This is a genomic window from Enterobacter sp. DVT3837 (genome assembly GCF_056238685.1).
In genome coordinates, this window is record NZ_JBWDLA010000002.1 from 716,109 (window position 1) to 736,175 (window position 20,067).

The following is a 20,067-nucleotide window of genomic DNA, read 5'->3' on the forward strand; positions in this document are numbered from 1 at the left end:
CGCCACCACCCTGGCGACCCGGGTTCCCGGCGGTAAATCGCCGCTTCGGCGATTCACCGCCGGACCAAGGCGTCGCTGTAAGTCATTAATTTACGTGATGCAATATGCATCGCTTCAGGTAAAAAATTACTCGGATTCCTGAGTCCACAGGGAGAGGGAAAACACCCAACCCGTAGGCCCGGTAAGCGAAGCGCCACCGGGCGGAGGAGATTAAATCGACGTCCGGCGATAACTCCGGTATTCAGGCTTCCAGAAGTTGTCGTCAATGGCCTGCTGCAGCGCGTCGGCAGAGGTTTTCACCGCCACGCCTTGCTGCTGCGCCATTTTACCTACCGCGAACGCGATAGCGCGCGACACCTTGTGAATGTCTTTCAACTCCGGCAGCACCAGACCTTCACCGTTGTTGACCAGCGGCGAGTAGCCTGCGAGGGTTTCGCTCGCCGACATCAGCATTTCATCGGTGATGCGAGACGCGCCGGAGGCGATTACGCCCAGACCAATGCCCGGGAAGATGTAAGAGTTGTTGCACTGGGCGATCGGATAGGTTTTATCCTTCCACACCACTGGATCGAACGGGCTGCCGGTGGCAACCAGGGCGTTACCTTCAGTCCAGGCGATGATGTCCTGCGGCGTCGCTTCCACGCGGGAGGTTGGGTTAGAGAGCGGCATCACGATAGGGCGCTCGCAGTGCTTGTGCATCTCGCGAATGATCTCTTCGGTGAAGAGGCCGGTTTGCCCGGAAACGCCGATCAAAATATCCGGCTTCACGTTGCGCACCACGTCCAGCAGGGAGAGCACTTCGTTGTCGGTATCCCAGTTTTTCAGGTTTTCGCGCTTCTGCACCAGTTTCGTCTGGAACGGCAGCAGGTTTGGCATACCGTCGGTCAGCAGGCCGAAACGGTCAACCATAAAGACGCGAGAGCGCGCCAGCTCTTCGCTTAACCCTTCACGCTGCGTCTGAGCGATAATCTGCTCGGCAATACCGCAGCCGGCAGAGCCTGCGCCGAGGAAGACAATTTTCTGATAGCTCAGCTGGCTGCCTGCCGCGCGGCTGGCGGCGATCAGCGTACCCACGGTGACCGCTGCGGTACCCTGGATGTCGTCGTTGAACGAGCAGATCTCGTCGCGATAGCGGTTCAGCAGCGGCATGGCGTTTTTCTGCGCGAAGTCCTCAAACTGCAGCAGCACGTCCGGCCAGCGGTGCTTCACGGCCTGGATGAAATCATCAACAAACTGATAGTACTCATCGTCGGTGATTCGCGGATGACGCCAGCCCATATAAAGTGGATCGTTGAGCAACTGCTGGTTGTTGGTGCCGACGTCCAGTACCACCGGCAGGGTATACGCCGGGCTGATGCCGCCACAGGCGGTGTAGAGAGAGAGTTTACCGATGGGGATCCCCATCCCGCCAATGCCCTGGTCGCCGAGGCCGAGAATACGCTCGCCGTCGGTCACCACAATCACTTTGATATTGTGGTTAGGCACGTTTTGCAGAATGTCGTCCATGTTGTGACGGTTTTGATAAGAGATGAAAACGCCGCGAGAGCGACGATAGATCTCTGAGAAGCGCTCGCAAGCCGCACCCACCGTCGGGGTGTAGATCACCGGCATCATCTCTTCGAGATGGTTCTGTACCAGGCGATAGAAGAGGGTTTCGTTGGTGTCCTGAATGTTACGCAGGTAGATGTGTTTGTCGATTTCAGTTTTGAAACCCTGATACTGGATCCACGCGCGCTCTGCCTGTTCTTCAATGGTCTCAACCACTTCGGGCAGTAAACCCAGCAGGTTAAAGCTGCTGCGCTCTTCTATGCTGAAGGCGCTGCCTTTGTTAAGCAGGGGGAATTCGAGTAAAACCGGTCCGGCATAAGGGATATATAAGGAACGATGTTTTTTCAGTTTGTTGTCCATGTCACTCACTCTTTTTATGAAGATCCGTCCCTGACACTGCTGTTTGTCATCTTTCTGGCCTGTGCTACGGGATTCGGTCAGCGGTATTATAAAGGAGCTAAATATGAATTACCGCAACACATAAACAAAAACACCATCGGAAGACCGATGGTGTTGAGGTTCTGTTTCTGGAACTTACTTGCCCGCGTGGCGTTTTCTGCCGGTGGCGTGGGTGACTTGCGTTTCATGGTCGCCTTCAATCACCACTTTACGTTGGTTTGAAAGCTTGTAGTTCAGCCCCAGAATGTGGCGTGCCTGACGGTTCGATTTCATGTTAACTCCTCAATCCTGTTGATAGTTTTAAGGACCAGTTTGCTCACGCAAACGAAATGTAACCCCTTAGGTTGCACATCCAGCATAGCAGGTTTTTACATTACCACTTCATTTCGCCGGTAATCACTTTGGCGCTCAGCTCCAGTGAGCTGGCTTCTGCAAGGTTCGGCCACTGTTTTTTCATCGTGTCGATTACGCTGGCTGAGTTTTTATGTTGACCTAACGCCAGTTCGAACTGCTGAAGGTACTGACGGGTAAAGTCGATAGCCCCGGTTCCGGCTGGCGGCGTGCCGAGATAATGCCCCGGAATGACGCGCGCGGGCTTATGTGCGGCCATATCATCCAGCGTTTCTTGCCACTGCTTACGGCTCGCGGGTGTCTGGGTGTCTGCTGTCCAGACGTGAATGCCCCAGGAAACCCCGGTACCGCCAAGAATGGTTTTCGCTGACGGGATCCAGACATAAGCCGCGTAGCTGTCTGGTTGCTCAATATCAATCTTTTCCCCGTCAACCATAAACGTGGTGGAGGTAAGCACCTGCGGCACAACCAGCTCGGTTGGCGCGCCGTCTTTCATCTGTGGACCCCAGAAGGCGAGCTTGGCGTCTTTGGTGGCTTTAATATGGTCAACGACATGCTGGGTGGCTACCACTTTGGCATTCGGGAAGGCTTTTACCAGCGGCTGCAGACCGAAGTAAAAATCGGGGTCGCCAGACGTGATCACAATCTTATTCAGCGTTTTACCGCTGTGGCGAATTTTCTCTACCAGCGCTTCGCCATCTTTCACACTGAACTGCGCATCAAACAGAACCGCTTCTTTCGGGCCGGAGACCAGCGTTGATGAGACTGCGAAAATCCCTTTTTCTTGCGGGTTATAGGTATCAATGGTCAACGGTGCGGCAAAAACAGCCGGAGTGAAAAGGGTGGAAAGCAAAGCAAGGTGAGTGAGTTTCATACTGTTGTCTCTGTTGTGCAGGAAAGTCTCTATTGTACGGATATTCACATTTGCCAGAATTCCTGAAACAAGACATGCTTAGTTTCATAAATCGAGCAAATGGAGTTTCTATGGATCGCGTTATTGCCGCTCAGGTCTACAACCGGATATGCGAGCTGGGAAGTTTGAGCGCGGCGGCCCGCGCGCTGGGGATTTCCCGACCGATGGTGAGCCGCTACCTTGAACAAATGGAGAAGTGGGCGGGAACACGGCTGGTTAACCGCTCAACGCGCAAGTTAACCCTGACCGCAGCAGGGGAAAAGGTGCTGCAAAAAACGCGGACACTCTCGCAGATCTCGCAGGAAATCGAAGGTCAGTCAGAGAAAGATCTGCCGTCTGGCACGTTGCGGGTGGCCTGTGCGCACTTTACCGCCATGCACCTGATTGCGCCGGTGTTGCCCGGTCTGCTTTCGCGCTATCCGCAACTGCGCATCGAGCTGGATGTGAACAACCACCCGGTCAGCCTGGTGGGAGAGCGCATTGATGTCGCTGTGCGCATTACGGATAACCCTGAACCCGGCATGATTGCCCGTCGGCTGGGAGAATGTCGCTCGGTTCTCTGTGCCTCACCCGATTATCTTGCACTGCACGGGACGCCCGTCAGCCCCGAAGAATTAGCACAGCATAACTGCCTGCACTACAGCTTTTTCGCCGGGCAGTCCTGGCACTTTCTGACCCCGGAAGGCGAAAACCTGAGCGTGGCCGTCAGCGGCAACCTGAGCGCCAGCATCTCTTCGCTGTTGATGGATGCGGCGATAAAGCATTGTGGTATTGCGATGCTGCCGGAGCGTGAAGCGTCTGCCGCGCTGGACCAGGGCTTACTGGTGCCGGTGCTGAGCGCGCTGGAGCCGAAACCGCTTGCCATCCATGGCATTTATCAGTCCCGGGAATATCAGCCAGCTGCACTGCGCGTGTTTCTCGATGAACTGGCCGGTTATCTGGCATGATAGCCGCGAACGCTCTTGATTACTTTGCCTTTAGCCAGGGCGTGGCGGTGCTCCAGAAAATAATATCGGCCCCGAGGTACTGTTCTGCGAACTGGTCAAACTCGGCTTTGGTAAAGGGCTTACCGGTCTGCGGATTTTTATAGGTCAGGGTCGGCTCCTGAACCGCCATGGCGATGAGCGGCAGCGTGTGTTTATTTTTATGGAAGAAGGGATAGGCGTTCTTCATGTGGGCCTTGCGGTTGGGAACAATGTCCGGTCCACCCAGGCCGATATTGTTAGCGCTGGCATACGCAAACAGACGCCCCATGTAGTTGTGGTCATTATCCCACTCGCACGGCCAGAAGTTCACGTATTGCACAACGTGTGATTTCTGAAAAGCCTTTCGCGCAAAGGCGAGGTTTTCCATTTCACCCGCGAAATAGCTGTCGCAGGTAAATCCGGCCGGCGGATTTTTTTCGTCGATATCAATGGCGGTTTCCGGCAGGTTTACCCCGTATACCTCGCCATCAAAGCGTTTCGCCAGGGCGGCCAGTAGCGCCTGGTAGCGCTGGCGCACGGCAGGATCCCACTGACGCGCCACCCATCCTGAACCGACTGGTTTTCCTTCGCCGGGGTTATCGAACTGCGGTGCAATCCCGCCACCATATTGCTTATCGTGCATCAGATAATCCGGCACGTAGCGGGCATTAGGCTCAAAGAAACGATCCTGAATCTGGATGAAGAGCTTTTTCCTGGCAGTCTTAAGACGCGCCAGATCCTGCTCAATGCGCGAGAAGTCATACTTGTTCTTCTCGGGTTCAAGCAAGCGCCAGTTGTAAACAATCTGCACGCCGCCGATGTCGCTTCGCGCAACAAGCGGAAACGCCGCATCGAGATCGCCGGAGCTGGTATAGATAAAGTTCTCCGGCGTTTTCGCCAGTGAAGACAGCGATAGAGCCAGTGTGGTTACGGCAACGGCCATCCTGATTTTTAGCGCCATATCATTATCCTTTTTGTTGGTGCAGCAGGTGAAAGTCCTGGAAAAGTCTGTGTTCCAGGGTGGGTCAGATCCGTAGTCTATACTTAACCCTTTGTAAGCCAAAAGGAGAGCAAGAATGACTATTCATAAGCACGGTTCGGCACACTGGTCTGGCGACATTAAGCGCGGAAAAGGAACGGTTTCCACCGAGAGCGGCGTTCTCAATCAACAGCCTTATGGTTTCAATACCCGTTTTGAGGGCGAAAAGGGGACCAACCCCGAAGAGCTGATTGGCGCAGCACATGCGGCCTGTTTTTCGATGGCACTGTCGCTGATGCTTGGCGAAGCGGGCTATACCGCCGATTCCATTGATACCACCGCGGACGTCTCTCTGGATAAAACCGACGGCGGCTTTGCTATCACGAAGGTTGCCCTGAAAAGTAAGGTGACCGTCCCAGGCATTGCCCCTCAGCAGTTCGATGGCATTATTCAGAAAGCGAAAGCGGGCTGCCCGGTATCGCAGCTCCTGAAAGCCGAAATTACGCTGGACTATAAGCTTAACTAAGTCCCAGCCGGGTTCGCGCCCGGCTATCCCTTCAGCGCGGCGGGGAACACCTCCGCCAGCCACGCAATAAACACCTTAAGACGGTGCGTCAAATGGCGGTTCTGCGGGTATACCACGTGAAACGGATAGGCAGCAGGGCGCCAGTTGCCCAGGATCGCCGTCAGCGTACCCGCCTGTAAATACGCATTTGCCGAATACTCAAAGGTCTGCACAATGCCCAGCCCCGCCGCGGCAGCCGCCAGGTGGGCATTACTTTCATTTACACCGAGATAATGCGGAATATTTATTTCCAGCGTCTCGCCGTTCTCTCTGAAGCGAAACGGAAATGCCCGCCCGGTGACGGGCGAGAGGTAGCTGATGAGCTTGTGGCCATTGCACAGCTCCTGCGGATAGGCGGGAACGCCGTGATTTTTCAGGTAGCCTGGCGTCGCGCAGGTGACCATTTCGGCGTTGCCAATATGGCGGGCGATGAGAGTCGAGTCGTTCAGCGGGCCGCCGCGGATCACGCAATCAACGTTACCGCTGATGAGGTCCACCGGACGATCGGCTACCCCAAGGTCGATGCGGATTTCCGGATAACGCTGCATAAAATCCGGCAGCAGGGGAATGAGCACGTCGCGGGCGGTGGAGCCGCCCACGTCAACCCGCAAACGCCCTTTTGGCGTCGCGCGGGAAACGCGAAACGCGGTGTCGATATCTTCGATATCTATCAGAACCCTGAGCGCTTTTTCATAGTATTTCGCCCCTTCAGGTGTGGTGACGACCCGGCGCGTCGTGCGGTGCAAAAGTCGTATTTCCAGATGCGCCTCAAGCGATTTCACCAGCTTGCTCAGGGTGGCTATCGGCATATTCAGAGAGTCTGCCGCGCGGGTAAAACTGCCGGATTCCACTACCCGCGTAAAGGCGCGCATCGCCATTAACTGGTCCATTAGGCCCCCTGATTATTTCTGTATGTAAATAGTCATTTTCATTTTTGCCCATTTTTCACTAATCACACAAGGGCTAAAGTTTGTCCATAGCAAACCCAACACAAGGTAAATAACATGAACACGACTCTTTCAGGAAAAATTGCACTGATAACCGGCGGCAGCACAGGTATTGGTCTGGCAACGGCACAGGAGCTGGCGGCGCAGGGCGCGAAGGTGTACATCACCGGACGTCGTCAGGCCGAGCTGGACGCGGCGGTCGCAGAGATTGCTTCTGGTGCAGTGGGCATTCGCGCGGACGTCTCTAAGCTTGCCGATCTGGACGAGGTCTATGCCCGGATCGCCAAAGAAGAAGGCCGCCTTGATATCCTGTTCGCCAATGCGGGTGGCGGCGATATGCTGCCGCTGGGCGCGATCACCGAAGAGCAGTTTGACCGTATTTTCGGCACCAACGTTCGCGGGGTGCTGTTTACGGTGCAGAAGGCGCTGCCGCTGCTCTCCGCCGGATCGTCGATTATTCTGACCGGCTCGACGGTCTCCGTTAAGGGGACGGCCAACTTTAGCGTCTACAGCGCCAGTAAAGCTGCCGTGCGCAACTTTGCGCGTTCCTGGGCGCTGGATTTGCAGGGCCGGGGGATCCGCGTCAACGTGGTGAGCCCGGGCCCGATCAAAACCCCGGGGCTTGGCGATCTGGTGCCTGAAGAACACCGTCAGGGGTTGTATGACGCGCTGGCCGCTCAGGTACCGCTCGGACGTTTGGGCGCGCCGGGTGAAGTGGGTAAAGCAGTGGCGTTTCTGGCCTCCGACGCGGCCAGCTTTATTAACGCCATCGAGCTGTTTGTAGACGGCGGGATGGCGCAAATCTAATCCAGATTCCGCCAGCAGCGAACGTTCCGGCCCTCATGTGAGGGCTGTAACGGTTGCGGATGTTCACATCCCTCCATTGCCATCGGGCAGCGATCACGGAAAAAACAGCCAACCGGCAAATGACGGTTTCCGGGAAGTTCAGTCTTACGCAGCGCCAGCCCCTCATCCAGCGGTTGACCTGTTCTGGGAACGGAGTCAAGCAGCAGCCGGGTGTAAGGATGGCACGGCTCCCCCAACACCTGTGCGGCACTGCCCAGTTCAACAATCTGACCCAGATACATTACTGCCACGCGGTCGCTCATATGCCTGACCACCGAAACGTTATGGGAGATCAATACAAAGGTCAGATTACGCTGCTGTTGCAGTTTTACCAGCAGGTTGAGGATTTGCGCCTGCACCGAGATATCCAGCGCGCTGGTGGGTTCATCGAGCACTATAATATCCGGATCGGACGATAGCGCCCGGGCGATGGCAATGCGCTGACGTTGTCCACCGGAAAAGGCGTGCGGGAGTCGGTCGAGATACTCCGGGCGAATACCTACCAGCAGTGCCAGGTTTTCAGCCAGCTGGCGGCGCTCGCGCTCGCTGCTGCGTTTTTGCACCCACACCGGCTCGGTGATAATGCGCCAGACCGGTAGACGCGGGTCGAGTGAGGAGAGCGGGTCCTGGAAAACCATCTGCATGCCGCCCGCGTGCTGTGTCCGCTGGCAGGCGCCGGTGCTGGGTTTAAGCATACCCATTAATAGCTGAGCCAAGGTGCTTTTCCCGCAGCCGGACTCACCGACTATACCCAGTGTTTCTCCCCGGCGGATCTGTAAATCAAGCCCGTTGAGGGCATGTACCTGTTCCGTTACGCGGCCAAGCCAGTTTTTGCGTGCCGGAAAATTCACGTGCACGCTATCCAGTTCCAGCAGTACATCAGACATGGTGTTGCTCCCGTTGTGGATACCAGCAGGCAGCCTGTTGGCCTTCAGCGCCATTGGGTTGTAAGCGCGGTGTTTCACTGCATTTCGCCCCGGCGGCAAAGCAACGCTCGCGGAAAGCGCATCCTTGCGGAAGCTGGCTGAGGTTGGGTACTGTGCCGGGGATCGCCGGAAGCATGTCGCGCGGCTGACCATTTTCCGGTGCACACTGCAACAGACCAATAGAATAAGGGTGCACGGGATGGTGGATCAGCGTTTGCGTGGATCCGCTTTCTATCACGCTACCCGCGTACATCACATACATGCGATCGCAGAGTTGCGACACCACGGCCATATCGTGGCTAATAAATAGCACCGAGGTGCCGCTGGCGCGTGCTTTGTGTTTCAGCAGCCGGAGCACCTGTAACTGAACGGTGACATCCAGTGCCGTGGTCGGTTCGTCGGCGATGATAAGTTCAGGCTCGCAGGAGAAGGCAAGGGCGATCATCACCCGCTGGCGCATGCCGCCTGATAGCTCGAACGGATAGCGTTCCATGACCTGTTTCGCGTCCGGGATTTGCATCTCCTCCAGCAGAGTAATCGCCTTCTGCTGCGCCTCACCCCGCGAAAGCGGCTGGTGCTGGCGGATCACCTCCACCATCTGTTTGCCAATCCGCCGCGTCGGGTTGAGTGCAGTCATCGGCTCCTGAAAAATCATCGCCACTTTAGCGCCTCGCCACTGGCGAAGCTGTTGCTCGGATGCCGTCAGGACATTTTCACCCAATAGCCTCACCTGACCGTGATGAATATGGTAGCTGCCTTCCGGCAGCAGGCGCATAGCCAGCATGGCGGTAACCGATTTTCCCGAACCCGACTCACCAACAACGCCAACGATTTCACCTCGTTTGATCTCCAGCGAGACGTTGTTGAGGGCATGGACCTCACCGCGAAAAATCGGGAAGCTCAGATGTAAATCTTCAATGGTTAATACCGATTCGGTCATGACTGTTTCCCTCCCGATTTCGGATCCAGCAGATCGCGGATACCGTCACCAAACAGATTAAAGCCCACGGCAGTAATCAAAATGGCTGCACCAGGAAAGGCACAGTACCACCACTGGTCGAGGACGTAGTTACGGCCAACGGCCACCATTGCGCCCCATTCGGCGGTCGGTTGCTGAGCACCCAAACCAATAAAGCCCAGCGTGGCGGCCATCAGAATGGCGCTACCGATATCCAGTGAGGCCTGCACAATCAGCGGTGGCAGGGCATTGCGCAGGATATGCCAGCGGATTAAATGCCAGCGCGATGCGCCAAACGTGCGGGCGGCCTGGACATAGGTAAACTGGCGCACCACCAGCGTTTGTCCGCGCGCCAGGCGGACGTAAAACGGAATGCGGACAATCGCAATCGCCAGCATGGCGTTAAAGAGGCTCGGGCCCAGCGCGGCTGCCAGCGCCATGGTGAGTACCAGGGAGGGAATAGAGAGCATAATGTCCATCACCCGCATGATGATGGCGTCGCCGCGCCCGCCCAGAACACCGGACAAACAGCCCAGCAGCGAGCCAATCCCTCCTGCAATGACCACAACGGCCAGCCCGGCGGTAATGGATTGCTGACTGCCCGTCAGTACGCGGCTGAACAGATCGCGGCCCACCTCGTCAGTGCCAAACCAGTGTTGCGCCGACGGTGCCTGCAGGCGGGCGGTCAGATCCAGCGCGTTCGGGTCGTGCGGCACTATCCACGGTGAGGTCACCATCAGGAGCAGCATGGCGATCATAATGACGCCACCGACGATCGTGAGCGGGCTTTGACGCAGCATCCAGAAGAGCTTTGCCCAGTTGATGCGTTGTCTCACGGTTTTACCCGGTACGGGCGTTTCCTGCGTTAACATCATTCGGCACCTCCGCGCCCGATTCGCGGGTCGATCCACAGGTAAAGCAGATCGACCACCAGATTAACCAGCACGTAGGCCAGCGAGACGACGACCGCGAAGCCCATCACCGCCGGGAAATCCAGCGCCTGAATGGACGTCACCACCCAGGCCCCCATTCCGGGCCAGGCGAAGACGGTCTCGGTGAGCACGGCACCGTAAAGCAGATCGCCCAGCGCCAGCCCGAGTACGGTAATTGACGGGATCATGGCGTTTGGTAAGGCATAGCGCAGCACGATGTACCAGCCTGGCAACCCGCTGGCGCGGGCGGTACGAATGTAATCCTCGCTCAACTGCTCAAGCATGGCCGAGCGTACCTGCCGCGCCACAATGCCCAGATGCACAAACGCCAGCGTCAGTGAGGGTAAAATCAGATGCTGCAGGGTGTTCAAAAACACCTCTGCGTTGCCTTCCAGCAGGGAATCGATCAGATAAAACCCGGTGACATGAGCTGGCGGGTCAAGCCAGTCGTCCAGCCGACCGCCACCGGGAAGAATTTGCAGATGACCATAGAACAGCACAATGACGCCCAGCCCGAGCCAGAATGCGGGGGTGGAGATCCCGGTCATTGCCATCAACCGCACCAGATGATCCAGCCAGCGGTTACGATACACCGCTGACAAAATCCCCAGCGGCACGCCAATCACCAGGGCCAACAGCAGGGAACAAAAAGCCAGTTCCAGCGTGGCGGGGAAAAAGGCTTTTAAATCTTCTGCAACCGGACGTCCGGTGCGAATCGACGTCCCTAAATCACCGTGGGCGAGAGCCTCCACGTAGCGACCAAACTGGATGTACAGCGGTTGGTCCAGCCCCAGTTGCTGGCGGATGCCTTGTACAATTTCGTCGCTGGCACGGTCACCGGCCAGCAGACGGGCCGGATCGCCGGGGATCATGTGTGAAATAATAAAAGTAATAATACAGACACCGGCCACCACCAGGAGTAACCCCCAGCAGCGCTGGCGCACAATGCTCCAGAACGTCATACACTTTCCCCCGGCGAGAACCGTTACTTACTCATTGTGGCGATGTTGAACACCTGCTCGAGCATCGGATTAAAGGTGAAGCCTTTAACGTCTTTGTTCATCGCCAGCTGGTAATTCTTCTGGAACAGATAAACGTACGCGGCTTCGTCGATCACCACTTTTTGCGCCTGCTGGTAGTCTTTGGTGCGCTCCGCCTGATCGGTGGTTTTCAGCGCGGCCTGCAGCAGTGAATCAACCTCTTTGTTCTCATAGAACGAACGGTTGCCTGGCAGCCCTTTTTTGTCCGACTCGAACCAGTAGTTCATGAACATATACGGGTCGGCAAAGTCCGGGCTCCAGTTGCCGATGGCAATGTCATAATCACCTTTACCGACACGGTCGCGCATGGTGGCGTTTGCCAGTTTTTCCAGCTTGACGTTAATGCCGAGTTTGCCGAGGCTGGCCTGGGTGGAGAGGGCGATAGGCTCCCAGTTCGGGTCGTTGTCCGAGTAGAGGAAGGTCAGGCTGGCCGGTTTGTCTTTCACCTTCTCCAGCGCGGCTTTGGCTTTGGCCTCGTCAAAACTGTACTGCATGGCCGTCGCGTCAAAGCCCCACATGCCGTCCGGGATCGGGCCACGCATCTGCTTGCCATTGCCGCTAAGAATACCTTTCACCATTCCCTGGTAATCCGTCGCCCAGGAGACAGCCCGGCGTAAATCCACCTGATTGAGCGGTGCCTTACTGTTGTTAAGATACAGGTAGGTCACGCGCAAAGAAGGGTATTCTGCGACGGCCACTTTGCCTTCCTGTTTCAGTGCGGTTAGCTGATCCACCGGCAGAGAGTCAGCAATATCCAGATCGCCACGGGAAAGCTGCAGTCGGCGGGAGGCGCTCTCACCGATTATTTTCACGGACACGCGTTTAAAGTGCGGTTTATCACCCTGCCAGTGGGGATTTGGCACCAGTACCAGTTGCTGACCTTTCTGCCAGCTTTTCAGCATAAACGGGCCTGAACCAGCGGTGTTTTGCGCCAGAAAACCGCGCGCATCGTCCGCCGCATTGGCTTTCAACACCGCCGGGTTAATGATGGAGGCACCGTCGTTCGCCAGCGTGTAGAGGAACGGGGCAAACGGCTGACTGAGCGTGAATTTCACCGTATGGTCATCAACGGCATCAATTTTCAGGTCTTTCGGGAAGGCTTCAGACGGCCCCTGGCTGAGTTTCAGCAGGCGTTCGAACGAGAGCTTGACCGCTTCGGCGGTGACCGGCGTGCCGTCGGAGAATTTCGCGTTGTCCGTCAGGGTAAAGGTCCACTCTTTTTGGTCGTCGGAGGCTTTCCATCCTGTTGACAGATCGCCTTCCACTTCGGTTGTACCGGGCTTGTATTTCACCAGTCGTTGATAGGACGGATAGGTGACGGTCCAGTCGTTGTTATCAATCGTTACGGCAGGATCGAGCGTTTGCGGGTCAGCTGCTTTACCGATCACCAGCATGTCTTTCGGGACGTCAGCCAGCGCCAGCGGGGCGCTCAGTGCCAGCGTGGCGGTAATTACGGTCGTGAGAAGCGTTGTTTTCATGGCAGTGCTCCAGGTTCAAAGAGGGGTGTGCGTCAATGGAAAACAGGCAAAACGGTCGTCAAGCAGCGGATAGCTGGCGGCATTCGGCAGTTCGAAATGCCACCATTCGCTGCTGATCCCCACAAAACCGCCGCCGAACATGATGGCGTTCAGCAGCAGACGGTTGCGCTGGGCGTGCGGTGGCACGGAGGGATGATACGGATGCGACCGGTCATGCATTTCGTCAAAACCGGCACCCATATCCAGCACGGTGTTATGTTCATCCATCAGCGTGACGTCGATAGCCGTACCGCGGCTGTGATTGGAGCCAATCGCCACATCCACCACATATTCCGGGTTTGGGCAGGCATCCCACAGCTGGGCCTGCGCCTGTTGCGGTCGATAGGCGTCGTACACCACCAGTTTCAACCCGGCCAGCGTGGCAATACCGATGGCTTTCGCGAGTGCGGTGGCAGCGTCGGTATGCAGCAGGCACTGTGCTTCCTGATAGATCGGGCGGCCAGTGATGTTGTCGGCGGTGGCGTACTTCAGATCGATGTGCAGCGTGGGAAACGCTTTCGCCACATCAATCAGTTCACTCTCTTCGGGCATAGCTCCGCTCCTTTAGCGTTCGAATTGGCCAAACTCTTGTTGTAATTGTCGGTTTACGGCCAGGCGCGCCGGAAGCGCGTCACCTAACGCTTCCACCACGCCCGACAGCAGCAGGTTGAACAGACAGCTCACGGGGGCAAGCGAATCCCAGAAATGGCCGGTATCGGTTTTCACTTGCAGTAAATCAATCGGATAATCGCGTGCCCACGGACACCAGATATCAGTGATCAAGGCCAGGGGGATCTGTTTCTCACTCGCCACACGACAGTACTGCCGAGCGACTGCGGAGTAGGTGCGGGTATCTGTCAGCACCACATAGGGATGAGAAAATCCTGAGTTCAGAGATTCAACCCAGCTCCCGGATGCCCCCTCGGAATAGCTGACGCCCGGGCGGAGATACTCGAGGTGGCTGAAGAAGGCGTTGGCGATCCCGCGGGTCGACTGAATCCCCAGCACAAAAACGGCCTCCGCGTGAGCCAACTGATGCACCACCTGGCGGAAGGTGTCCGTTTGCGCCAACTGATACACCTGCGTGATGGCATCCACTTCCAGCGACAAAGCGTGCTGAAGGCGATTGGGCAGGGGACGCTGCTGCTGCCAGGAGTCCAGACGCTCATTCATGCCCCAGGGCTGGTAAGGGTCGCGCAGGCTTTTCTTGGCGTCTTCCAGGTTACGATACCCCAGCTTGCGCAGAAAGCGTCCGACGGTGATGCCGCTGGTACCGGTCGCCAGACCGACGCTCTCTGCCGTTTCAAACGGAATTTGCGCGGTGTGCGCCAGTAGCCAGCTGCCAACCCGTTTTTCGCTGGGCGTCAGTTGGCTGAAGGTCGCTTCGATACGGCTCAACATCTCGGGTTTTGTCGTCATACCGCCTCGCTGTTAACAGGCTGTCAGTCGCCAGAATTGTGTTACCTGATTAACAATGCATGACGCGTGCCAGAGTCACAGGGCAGTGAGAACCTGCTGCGACGCAAACTTCATGCAATATTTAATTAACCAATGATCAACATTTGTGCAGCCTAGTTCACTTTTGGTGCACTGTCTGAGCGGGCAGGTATGAATTTGTTGAATACGTCAGCTTCTTCACATTTTTGATAAGATATAAACACAGTGAAAATAAAAGGGATCCCGGCATGGCGAATTTGTCCTGGCGTGTGAGCGTGCGCCTGATGGCTCTCGCAAAAAAAATAGCGATGGTAGCGGGGATCGTCCTGGTCGTGCTGCTTGCTGTGCGGGTGTATCTGTCTCAGCAGGGCCCGGAACTGCACCTCTGGCATACCTGGCGGGCAGATGAGATGTCCGTGCGCGAGCTGGACAAAGCCGATTTTGCCGGGTATCAGGCCCGGGAAAAGGCGATTTTCACCGATCTGGATAACGCGGTGACGGCGAAAACAGCGGGCGAGGAACAAACCCCGTTAAACCGTTATTACCGCCAGAGCCTGGTGTGGCCCGGTCAGTTTTCACCAGATGCCAACCGTTCATTTGTGCTGATGCCTGCCGGAAAGCCGCGCGGTGCGGTGGTGTTGCTGCACGGATTGACGGACTCTCCTTACAGCGTCAGACACCTGGCTTTGCATTATCAGCAGCACGGGTTTGTGGCAGTGGTACCGCGGCTACCCGGACACGGCACCGCGCCCGGCGCGCTGACGGACGTTGACTGGGAGATGTGGCTGGCGGCAACGCGCCTTGCCGTGCGGGAAGCCACGCGTCTGGCGGGAGAGAGTGCGCCACTCCATCTGGTGGGGTACTCCAACGGCGGGGCGCTGGCGATGAAATATACCCTTGATGCGCTGGATTCCACTTCACTTCATCGACCGCAGCAGGTGGTACTGCTTTCACCGATGATTGGCGTGACGGCCTTTGCGCGGTTTGCCGGTTTCGCTGGGTTACCGGCGCTGCTGCCGGCGTTTGCCAAAGCGGCGTGGCTAAATATTTCGCCGGAATATAATCCGTATAAATACAACTCGTTCCCGGTAAATGCCGCCCGCCAGTCGTGGCTGTTGACGAAGACCCTTCAGGAGCAGATTGGCCGCGCGGCGCGGGAACACAAACTGGGGCAGTTGCCGCCGGTTCTGGCGTTTCAGTCAGTGATGGATTCTACGGTCAGCACCCGCGCGGTGGTAACCGGGTTATTTGATCAGCTTCCGGCGAACGGCAGTGAACTGGTCATGTTTGATATCAACCAGGCGGCAAGTTTCCGTCCTTTGTTTAAGCCGTCATCCTGGACGGCGGCCTCGGCGCTGCTGCCCGTCGAACAGAGGCGTTACAGTGTCACGATTATCACCAATGCCAGCGAGCGCAGTTTCTCGACGGTGGCGAAAATAACCCCGGCAGGCAGCACCCATGAGACAGTCATACCGCTTGCACAGTCCTGGCCGCAGGATGTCTACTCCCTATCGCATATTGCCGTGCCGTTCCCGCCGGATGACGATCTGTATGGCCGCGAACCTGGCGTGAAAAACCACTATGGCATTAGCCTGGGGACGATTGCGCTCTGGGGAGAAACGTCCGTGTTGAGCGTCGGAAAAGAGGCGCTCATGCGAGTCACCTCGAACCCGTTCTACGACTACATGCTGGAGAGGATCGACGGCCGGATCGGGGATCAATAACCGTAAAGAACCCTTGTGGCGTGAATATGTTAGGTCGCACTGATTAATTATGATAAACAGTAGGTTCAAGGCACCTTTCTCTCTCATTGGAACCCGCTCTTGTGCTGACAACGCTCATTTATCGAAGCCAGTTGAATTTATCCCACCCGTCCACCGAACTGCGGGAGCTGGTGGAGCGGGCCAGGGGCCGCAACACAAAACTGGATATTACCGGCGTCCTCCTGGCTAAAGGGAGTGATGTTATGCAAATCCTAGAAGGGTCGGAAGAGAGTGTGGTCAAATTGTTCCACACCATCCGTGAGGATAAACGGCACAGTGGTGTGGTTGAACTGATGCGGGACTACGGTCCGCGCAGACGGTTCGAAAATGTCGGTATGCTGCTCTTCGACCTGCAGATCCAGTCAGCGAAAGACGTGCTACAGTCGGTACTGCGTTACAGCAAGCTGGACAGCTATCTCGCCTCTGATGATCGGGTATTCAAATTTATCCAGAGGTTTATTACAGATCAGCGACCGTCCTCGTCTGGGGAACGTTACGACCCGACAAAATGGACGCTCTCACCGGAGACATTACCGTTTGGTGATAGCCTGGGCCTGCTGGCTAACCAATCTTGCCAGTTTGCGCTCCAGCCCATTGTTGAGCCCTCCGAAGGGAAGATTAGTTCACTTGAAGCCCTCATTCGCGGTAATGATGGCGGCAGTCCGGAGCATTTTTTCAGCTCCCTCGACCCGGACAAAATCTACGAAATTGACCTTCAGACGAAAGCCTATGCCTTTGCGCTGGCTGAAAAGTTCGGTATTGGTAACCATAAAATTGCGGTAAATCTGTTACCGATGTCGCTGGTCAATGTTCCTGGCGCCGTGGCATTTCTGGCGGATCAAATTAAAAAACACGGGCTTAAACCGGAGCAGGTTGTCATTGAAGTCACTGAAAACGAGATGATTTCCGGCTTCAACCAGTTTAATAGCGCCATTAAACAACTTCGTGCCGAAGGCATTGGCCTGGCGATTGACGATTTTGGTTCCGGCTATGCGGGGCTTTCGCTGCTGACCCGGTTCCAGCCGGATAAAATTAAAATTGACCGGGAAATTGTCAGCAATATTCATCTTAGCGGCCCGAAACAGGCGATCGTGCGCTCGATTGTCAGCTGTTGCTCCGACCTCGAAATCACCCTGGTGGCGGAAGGGATCGAGAAAATGGAGGAGTGGTGCTGGCTTGAATCAGCCGGGATCCGCCGTTTCCAGGGCTTTCTGTTTGCCCGTCCACAGCTTAATGGCGTAGGCGATATTCACTGGCCGCATCTGGTGCGTTAAGCCAATTTTCCACCCTCGTTATTTCCCCTTTTCCTGACCTGTGCTTAAATAGCTAAAACGGTTTAATAATGTTTAGCTAAGAGGATCACATGAAAAAAATCTGGGTACTTGGCGATGCGGTAGTGGATTTGCTGCCTGACGGCGAAGGCAGATTACTGCAGTGTCCCGGCGGTGCACCGGCAAACGTCGCCGTCGGTATAGCCCGGCTGGGCGGTCGAAGCGCCTTTATCGGCAGAGTTGGCGATGACCCGTTCGGGCGTTTTATGTCTAAGACATTAGCCGACGAGCGGGTCGACGTGAAGTATATGCGCCTGGACCCGGCGCACCGCACCTCAACGGTGGTGGTCGATCTTGATGACCACGGCGAACGCTCGTTTACCTTCATGGTGCGCCCGAGCGCCGATCTGTTTCTGGAAACGGCCGATCTGCCGAGCTTCAGCGCCGGGGAGTGGCTGCATGTCTGTTCCATCGCGTTGAGCGCAGAGCCAAGCCGTTCTGCGACCTTCAGGGCGATGGCCTCCATCCGGGAAGCGGGTGGTTACGTCAGTTTCGATCCCAATATTCGCCCGGACCTCTGGCAGGATGAGAACGAACTTCGCCGCTGTCTCGAACGCGCTCTGCAGGGTGCAGACGTGGTGAAACTTTCTCTCGAAGAGTTGGCCTTTTTCACTGGCGAAACGCAGGTGGAGACCGGTCTGGATAAGCTCATGAATCGCTGCCCGGCACATCTGGTGCTGGTTACACAGGGTAAAGAGGGCGTCATCGCATGGCATGAGGGCACCGTGAAACACTATCCGGCCACGCCTGTGAAATGTGTTGATACGACCGGCGCAGGCGATGCCTTTGTGGCGGGGCTGCTTTACGGGCTGGCCGCCGGTCAGCCGTTGACGTCCGTTATCGCTTTAGCTCAACGCTGCGGTGCGTTAGCCACCACGGCAAAAGGAGCCATGACGGCTCTGCCATATCAGCACGCCCTGTAATTCCTCCCATTGCTGGCCGCCATCCGGCGGCCTGAATTGTCGCCTCGATCACACTTACTAAAACGGTTTAGCAAAAAAGATTGCCGATCCAAAATTCAGCGGTTTAGTATCAGCAACCTAAACCGGTTTAGCAATTTAGCACGTTTAATGACTTCTTTTAGGGATGCGACAAAATGTATAAAAAACGCAGACTTGCCGTGATGATAGGCATGCTGGCCGGAAGTACCTCTGTTTTTGCCCAAACGGATATGACAAGCATCGAAGCGCGACTTGCGGCAATGGAACAACGTCTTCAGGACGCGGAGACGCGCGCACAGGTTGCTGAGAAACGCGCGACGGATGCAGAACAAAAAACGCAGCAACTGGTTGCGGCTCAGCAGCAGGCGCAAACGACAACTCAGGAAGTGGCTCAACGCACCGCCGCGCTGGAGAAAAAAGCGGACCAAAGCGGTGGGTTTGAGTTCCACGGCTATGCCCGTTCTGGCCTGCTGATGAACGATGCGGCCTCCAGCAGCAAAAGCGGCCCTTATCTGACACCAGCCGGGGAAACGGGCGGAGCAGTAGGGCGTCTGGGTAACGAAGCCGACACCTACGTTGAGCTGAACCTGGAGCATAAACAAACCCTGGATAACGGGGCGACCACGCGCTTCAAAGCAATGCTGGCCGACGGTCAGAGGACCTATAACGACTGGTCAGCCGATACCAGCGATCTCAATATTCGTCAGGCCTTTGCGGAGCTGGGTAACTTGCCTGATTTCACCGGTGCGCTGAAGGGCAGTACCTTCTGGGCGGGTAAACGCTTTGACCGCGACAACTTTGATATTCACTGGCTGGATTCCGACGTCGTGTTCCTTGCCGGTACCGGCGGCGGCGTCTACGACGTGAAATGGAACGATTCGCTGCGCAGTAACTTCTCTATTTACGGCCGCAACTTCGGCAGCGTGGAGCAGACCGACAATAACGTTCAGAACTATATCCTCAGCATGAACCACTTCGCCGGACCGTTCCAGCTGATGGTAAGCGGTCTGCGGGCAAAAGATAACGACGACCGTAAAGACACCAACGGCGATCTTATCAAAACCGATGCCGCCAATACCGGCGTTCATGCCCTGGTTGGGTTGCACAATGAGAGTTTCTACGGCCTGCGGGAAGGGACAGCCAAAACGGCGCTGCTGTACGGTCACGGGCTGGGTGCGGAAGTGAAAAGCATCGGTTCCGATGGCGCACTGCTGTCTGAGGCGGATACCTGGCGCTTTGCAAGTTACGGTGTCACGCCGATTGGCGGGGGCTGGAGCGTTGCGCCTGCTGTCCTGGCGCAAAGCAGTAAAGATCGTTACGTCAAGGGCGATAGCTATGAGTGGGTGACGCTCAACACCCGCCTGATTAAAGAGGTGACGCAGAACTTCGCCCTGGCGTTTGAGGGAAGCTATCAGTACATGGATTTAAACCCGGAAGGCTATAAGGACCGCAACGCCGTCAACGGCAGTTTCTACAAGCTGACCTTTGCGCCAACGTTAAAAGCGAGCAAAATCGGCGATTTCTTCAGCCGTCCGGAGCTGCGCCTGTTTGCCACCTGGATGGACTGGAGCAGCAAACTGGATCATTACGCCAGCGATGATGCCTTTGGCAGCAGCGGGTTCAACGCAGGCGGGGAATGGAACTTTGGGATCCAGATGGAAACCTGGTTTTAATCCATCACGCTCCCGCCTGGCGGGGGCGTTTCGCAC

The 20,067-nt window shown here is 56.3% G+C and carries 19 protein-coding genes; 7 read left to right on the plus strand and 12 right to left on the minus strand.

The features are described from left to right. Positions 1–210 precede the first annotated feature (210 nt). From AC0XWG_RS18345 to AC0XWG_RS18355, 3 genes are all read right to left on the minus strand, one after another. The gene (locus AC0XWG_RS18345; protein ID WP_028018933.1) at positions 211–1,908 is read right to left on the minus strand and encodes an NAD-dependent malic enzyme; all 1,698 of its coding nucleotides are present in this window, start codon (positions 1,906–1,908) and stop codon (positions 211–213) included. A 174-nt stretch (positions 1,909–2,082) separates the two neighbouring features. After that, positions 2,083–2,220: a stationary-phase-induced ribosome-associated protein gene (gene sra, locus AC0XWG_RS18350; RefSeq protein ID WP_008501714.1), complete on the minus strand. Its 138-nt coding sequence runs from the start codon at positions 2,218–2,220 to the stop codon at positions 2,083–2,085. Between the two features lie 100 nt (positions 2,221–2,320). Then, positions 2,321–3,172, minus strand: a complete 852-nt coding sequence (locus AC0XWG_RS18355) for a Vmh family MBL fold metallo-hydrolase (protein WP_475680884.1) — start codon at positions 3,170–3,172, stop codon at positions 2,321–2,323. Positions 3,173–3,282: 110 nt separating this feature from the next. Between AC0XWG_RS18355 and AC0XWG_RS18360 the strand changes: the two genes are divergently transcribed. Next, on the plus strand, positions 3,283–4,158 hold the full coding sequence (locus AC0XWG_RS18360; protein WP_128347673.1) for a LysR family transcriptional regulator: 876 nt from the start codon (positions 3,283–3,285) through the stop codon (positions 4,156–4,158). A gap of 19 nt (positions 4,159–4,177) precedes the next feature. Here AC0XWG_RS18360 and AC0XWG_RS18365 read toward each other — a convergent pair whose 3' ends face one another. Next, a complete protein-coding gene (locus AC0XWG_RS18365; protein WP_049006486.1) occupies positions 4,178–5,137 on the minus strand; it encodes a hypothetical protein in 960 nt (319 codons plus the stop codon). Between the two features lie 115 nt (positions 5,138–5,252). On the opposite strand from AC0XWG_RS18365, the gene AC0XWG_RS18370 reads away from it, so the two are divergent. Continuing rightward, positions 5,253–5,681 (plus strand): OsmC family protein, encoded by a 429-nt coding sequence (locus tag AC0XWG_RS18370; RefSeq protein ID WP_023311893.1) that lies wholly within the window; start codon positions 5,253–5,255, stop codon positions 5,679–5,681. 23 nt (positions 5,682–5,704) lie between these two features. On the opposite strand, the gene AC0XWG_RS18375 is transcribed toward AC0XWG_RS18370, so the two are convergent. Then, positions 5,705–6,610, minus strand: coding sequence for a LysR family transcriptional regulator (locus tag AC0XWG_RS18375; RefSeq protein WP_028018937.1), 906 nt, complete (start codon positions 6,608–6,610; stop codon positions 5,705–5,707). A gap of 114 nt (positions 6,611–6,724) precedes the next feature. Between AC0XWG_RS18375 and AC0XWG_RS18380 the strand changes: the two genes are divergently transcribed. Continuing rightward, positions 6,725–7,474: an SDR family NAD(P)-dependent oxidoreductase gene (locus AC0XWG_RS18380; protein ID WP_028018938.1), complete on the plus strand. Its 750-nt coding sequence runs from the start codon at positions 6,725–6,727 to the stop codon at positions 7,472–7,474. Here AC0XWG_RS18380 and AC0XWG_RS18385 read toward each other — a convergent pair. Genes AC0XWG_RS18385 through AC0XWG_RS18415 form a run of 7 tightly spaced genes read right to left on the minus strand, consistent with a single transcriptional unit; the run spans position 7,471 to position 14,305 of the window. Further along, positions 7,471–8,400, minus strand: coding sequence for an ABC transporter ATP-binding protein (locus AC0XWG_RS18385; RefSeq protein WP_475680885.1), 930 nt, complete (start codon positions 8,398–8,400; stop codon positions 7,471–7,473). The genes AC0XWG_RS18380 and AC0XWG_RS18385 overlap by 4 nt on opposite strands. Continuing rightward, complete coding sequence (locus AC0XWG_RS18390; RefSeq protein ID WP_028018940.1) at positions 8,393–9,379, minus strand: ABC transporter ATP-binding protein; 987 nt, start codon at positions 9,377–9,379, stop codon at positions 8,393–8,395. The genes AC0XWG_RS18385 and AC0XWG_RS18390 overlap by 8 nt, the downstream gene beginning before the upstream one ends. Then, complete coding sequence (gene ddpC / locus AC0XWG_RS18395) at positions 9,376–10,272, minus strand: D,D-dipeptide ABC transporter permease (RefSeq protein WP_475680886.1); 897 nt, start codon at positions 10,270–10,272, stop codon at positions 9,376–9,378. The genes AC0XWG_RS18390 and ddpC overlap by 4 nt, the downstream gene beginning before the upstream one ends. Further along, positions 10,269–11,291 carry an ABC transporter permease gene (locus AC0XWG_RS18400; protein ID WP_128347677.1) on the minus strand — a complete coding sequence of 341 codons (1,023 nt, stop codon included), beginning with the start codon at positions 11,289–11,291 and terminating at the stop codon, positions 10,269–10,271. Before AC0XWG_RS18400 ends, ddpC begins: the two co-directional genes overlap by 4 nt. 23 nt (positions 11,292–11,314) lie before the next feature. Beyond that, entirely contained in the window at positions 11,315–12,847 is a 1,533-nt protein-coding gene (locus AC0XWG_RS18405) for an ABC transporter substrate-binding protein (RefSeq protein ID WP_475680887.1), read from the minus strand. Positions 12,848–12,862: 15 nt separating this feature from the next. After that, positions 12,863–13,438 (minus strand): D-alanyl-D-alanine dipeptidase, encoded by a 576-nt coding sequence (ddpX, locus tag AC0XWG_RS18410; protein WP_028018944.1) that lies wholly within the window; start codon positions 13,436–13,438, stop codon positions 12,863–12,865. A gap of 12 nt (positions 13,439–13,450) precedes the next feature. Then, positions 13,451–14,305, minus strand: a complete 855-nt coding sequence (locus tag AC0XWG_RS18415) for a MurR/RpiR family transcriptional regulator (protein WP_028018945.1) — start codon at positions 14,303–14,305, stop codon at positions 13,451–13,453. 266 nt (positions 14,306–14,571) lie between these two features. Between AC0XWG_RS18415 and AC0XWG_RS18420 the strand changes: the two genes are divergently transcribed. The 4 genes from AC0XWG_RS18420 (at position 14,572) to AC0XWG_RS18435 (ending at position 20,031) form a co-directional block, all read left to right on the plus strand. Continuing rightward, the gene (locus AC0XWG_RS18420; RefSeq protein ID WP_475680888.1) at positions 14,572–16,047 is read left to right on the plus strand and encodes an alpha/beta hydrolase; all 1,476 of its coding nucleotides are present in this window, start codon (positions 14,572–14,574) and stop codon (positions 16,045–16,047) included. Between the two features lie 101 nt (positions 16,048–16,148). Then, the gene (locus AC0XWG_RS18425) at positions 16,149–17,360 is read left to right on the plus strand and encodes a diguanylate phosphodiesterase (RefSeq protein WP_028018947.1); all 1,212 of its coding nucleotides are present in this window, start codon (positions 16,149–16,151) and stop codon (positions 17,358–17,360) included. Positions 17,361–17,449: 89 nt separating this feature from the next. Beyond that, a complete protein-coding gene (locus tag AC0XWG_RS18430) occupies positions 17,450–18,340 on the plus strand; it encodes an aminoimidazole riboside kinase (protein WP_208594943.1) in 891 nt (296 codons plus the stop codon). A 173-nt stretch (positions 18,341–18,513) separates the two neighbouring features. Beyond that, positions 18,514–20,031 carry a carbohydrate porin gene (locus AC0XWG_RS18435; RefSeq protein WP_475680889.1) on the plus strand — a complete coding sequence of 506 codons (1,518 nt, stop codon included), beginning with the start codon at positions 18,514–18,516 and terminating at the stop codon, positions 20,029–20,031. Positions 20,032–20,067 lie beyond the last annotated feature (36 nt).

Bases quoted from the DNA above. Each gene is read 5' to 3' on its own strand.
- AC0XWG_RS18345 (WP_028018933.1), bottom strand. From the start codon at position 1,908: ATGGACAACAAACTGAAAAAACATCGTTCCTTATATATCCCTTATGCC.
- sra (WP_008501714.1), bottom strand. From the start codon at position 2,220: ATGAAATCGAACCGTCAGGCACGCCACATTCTGGGGCTGAACTACAAG.
- AC0XWG_RS18355 (WP_475680884.1), bottom strand. From the start codon at position 3,172: ATGAAACTCACTCACCTTGCTTTGCTTTCCACCCTTTTCACTCCGGCT.
- AC0XWG_RS18360 (WP_128347673.1), top strand. From the start codon at position 3,283: ATGGATCGCGTTATTGCCGCTCAGGTCTACAACCGGATATGCGAGCTG.
- AC0XWG_RS18365 (WP_049006486.1), bottom strand. From the start codon at position 5,137: ATGGCGCTAAAAATCAGGATGGCCGTTGCCGTAACCACACTGGCTCTA.
- AC0XWG_RS18370 (WP_023311893.1), top strand. From the start codon at position 5,253: ATGACTATTCATAAGCACGGTTCGGCACACTGGTCTGGCGACATTAAG.
- AC0XWG_RS18375 (WP_028018937.1), bottom strand. From the start codon at position 6,610: ATGGACCAGTTAATGGCGATGCGCGCCTTTACGCGGGTAGTGGAATCC.
- AC0XWG_RS18380 (WP_028018938.1), top strand. From the start codon at position 6,725: ATGAACACGACTCTTTCAGGAAAAATTGCACTGATAACCGGCGGCAGC.
- AC0XWG_RS18385 (WP_475680885.1), bottom strand. From the start codon at position 8,400: ATGTCTGATGTACTGCTGGAACTGGATAGCGTGCACGTGAATTTTCCG.
- AC0XWG_RS18390 (WP_028018940.1), bottom strand. From the start codon at position 9,379: ATGACCGAATCGGTATTAACCATTGAAGATTTACATCTGAGCTTCCCG.
- ddpC (WP_475680886.1), bottom strand. From the start codon at position 10,272: ATGATGTTAACGCAGGAAACGCCCGTACCGGGTAAAACCGTGAGACAA.
- AC0XWG_RS18400 (WP_128347677.1), bottom strand. From the start codon at position 11,291: ATGACGTTCTGGAGCATTGTGCGCCAGCGCTGCTGGGGGTTACTCCTG.
- AC0XWG_RS18405 (WP_475680887.1), bottom strand. From the start codon at position 12,847: ATGAAAACAACGCTTCTCACGACCGTAATTACCGCCACGCTGGCACTG.
- ddpX (WP_028018944.1), bottom strand. From the start codon at position 13,438: ATGCCCGAAGAGAGTGAACTGATTGATGTGGCGAAAGCGTTTCCCACG.
- AC0XWG_RS18415 (WP_028018945.1), bottom strand. From the start codon at position 14,305: ATGACGACAAAACCCGAGATGTTGAGCCGTATCGAAGCGACCTTCAGC.
- AC0XWG_RS18420 (WP_475680888.1), top strand. From the start codon at position 14,572: ATGGCGAATTTGTCCTGGCGTGTGAGCGTGCGCCTGATGGCTCTCGCA.
- AC0XWG_RS18430 (WP_208594943.1), top strand. From the start codon at position 17,450: ATGAAAAAAATCTGGGTACTTGGCGATGCGGTAGTGGATTTGCTGCCT.
- AC0XWG_RS18435 (WP_475680889.1), top strand. From the start codon at position 18,514: ATGTATAAAAAACGCAGACTTGCCGTGATGATAGGCATGCTGGCCGGA.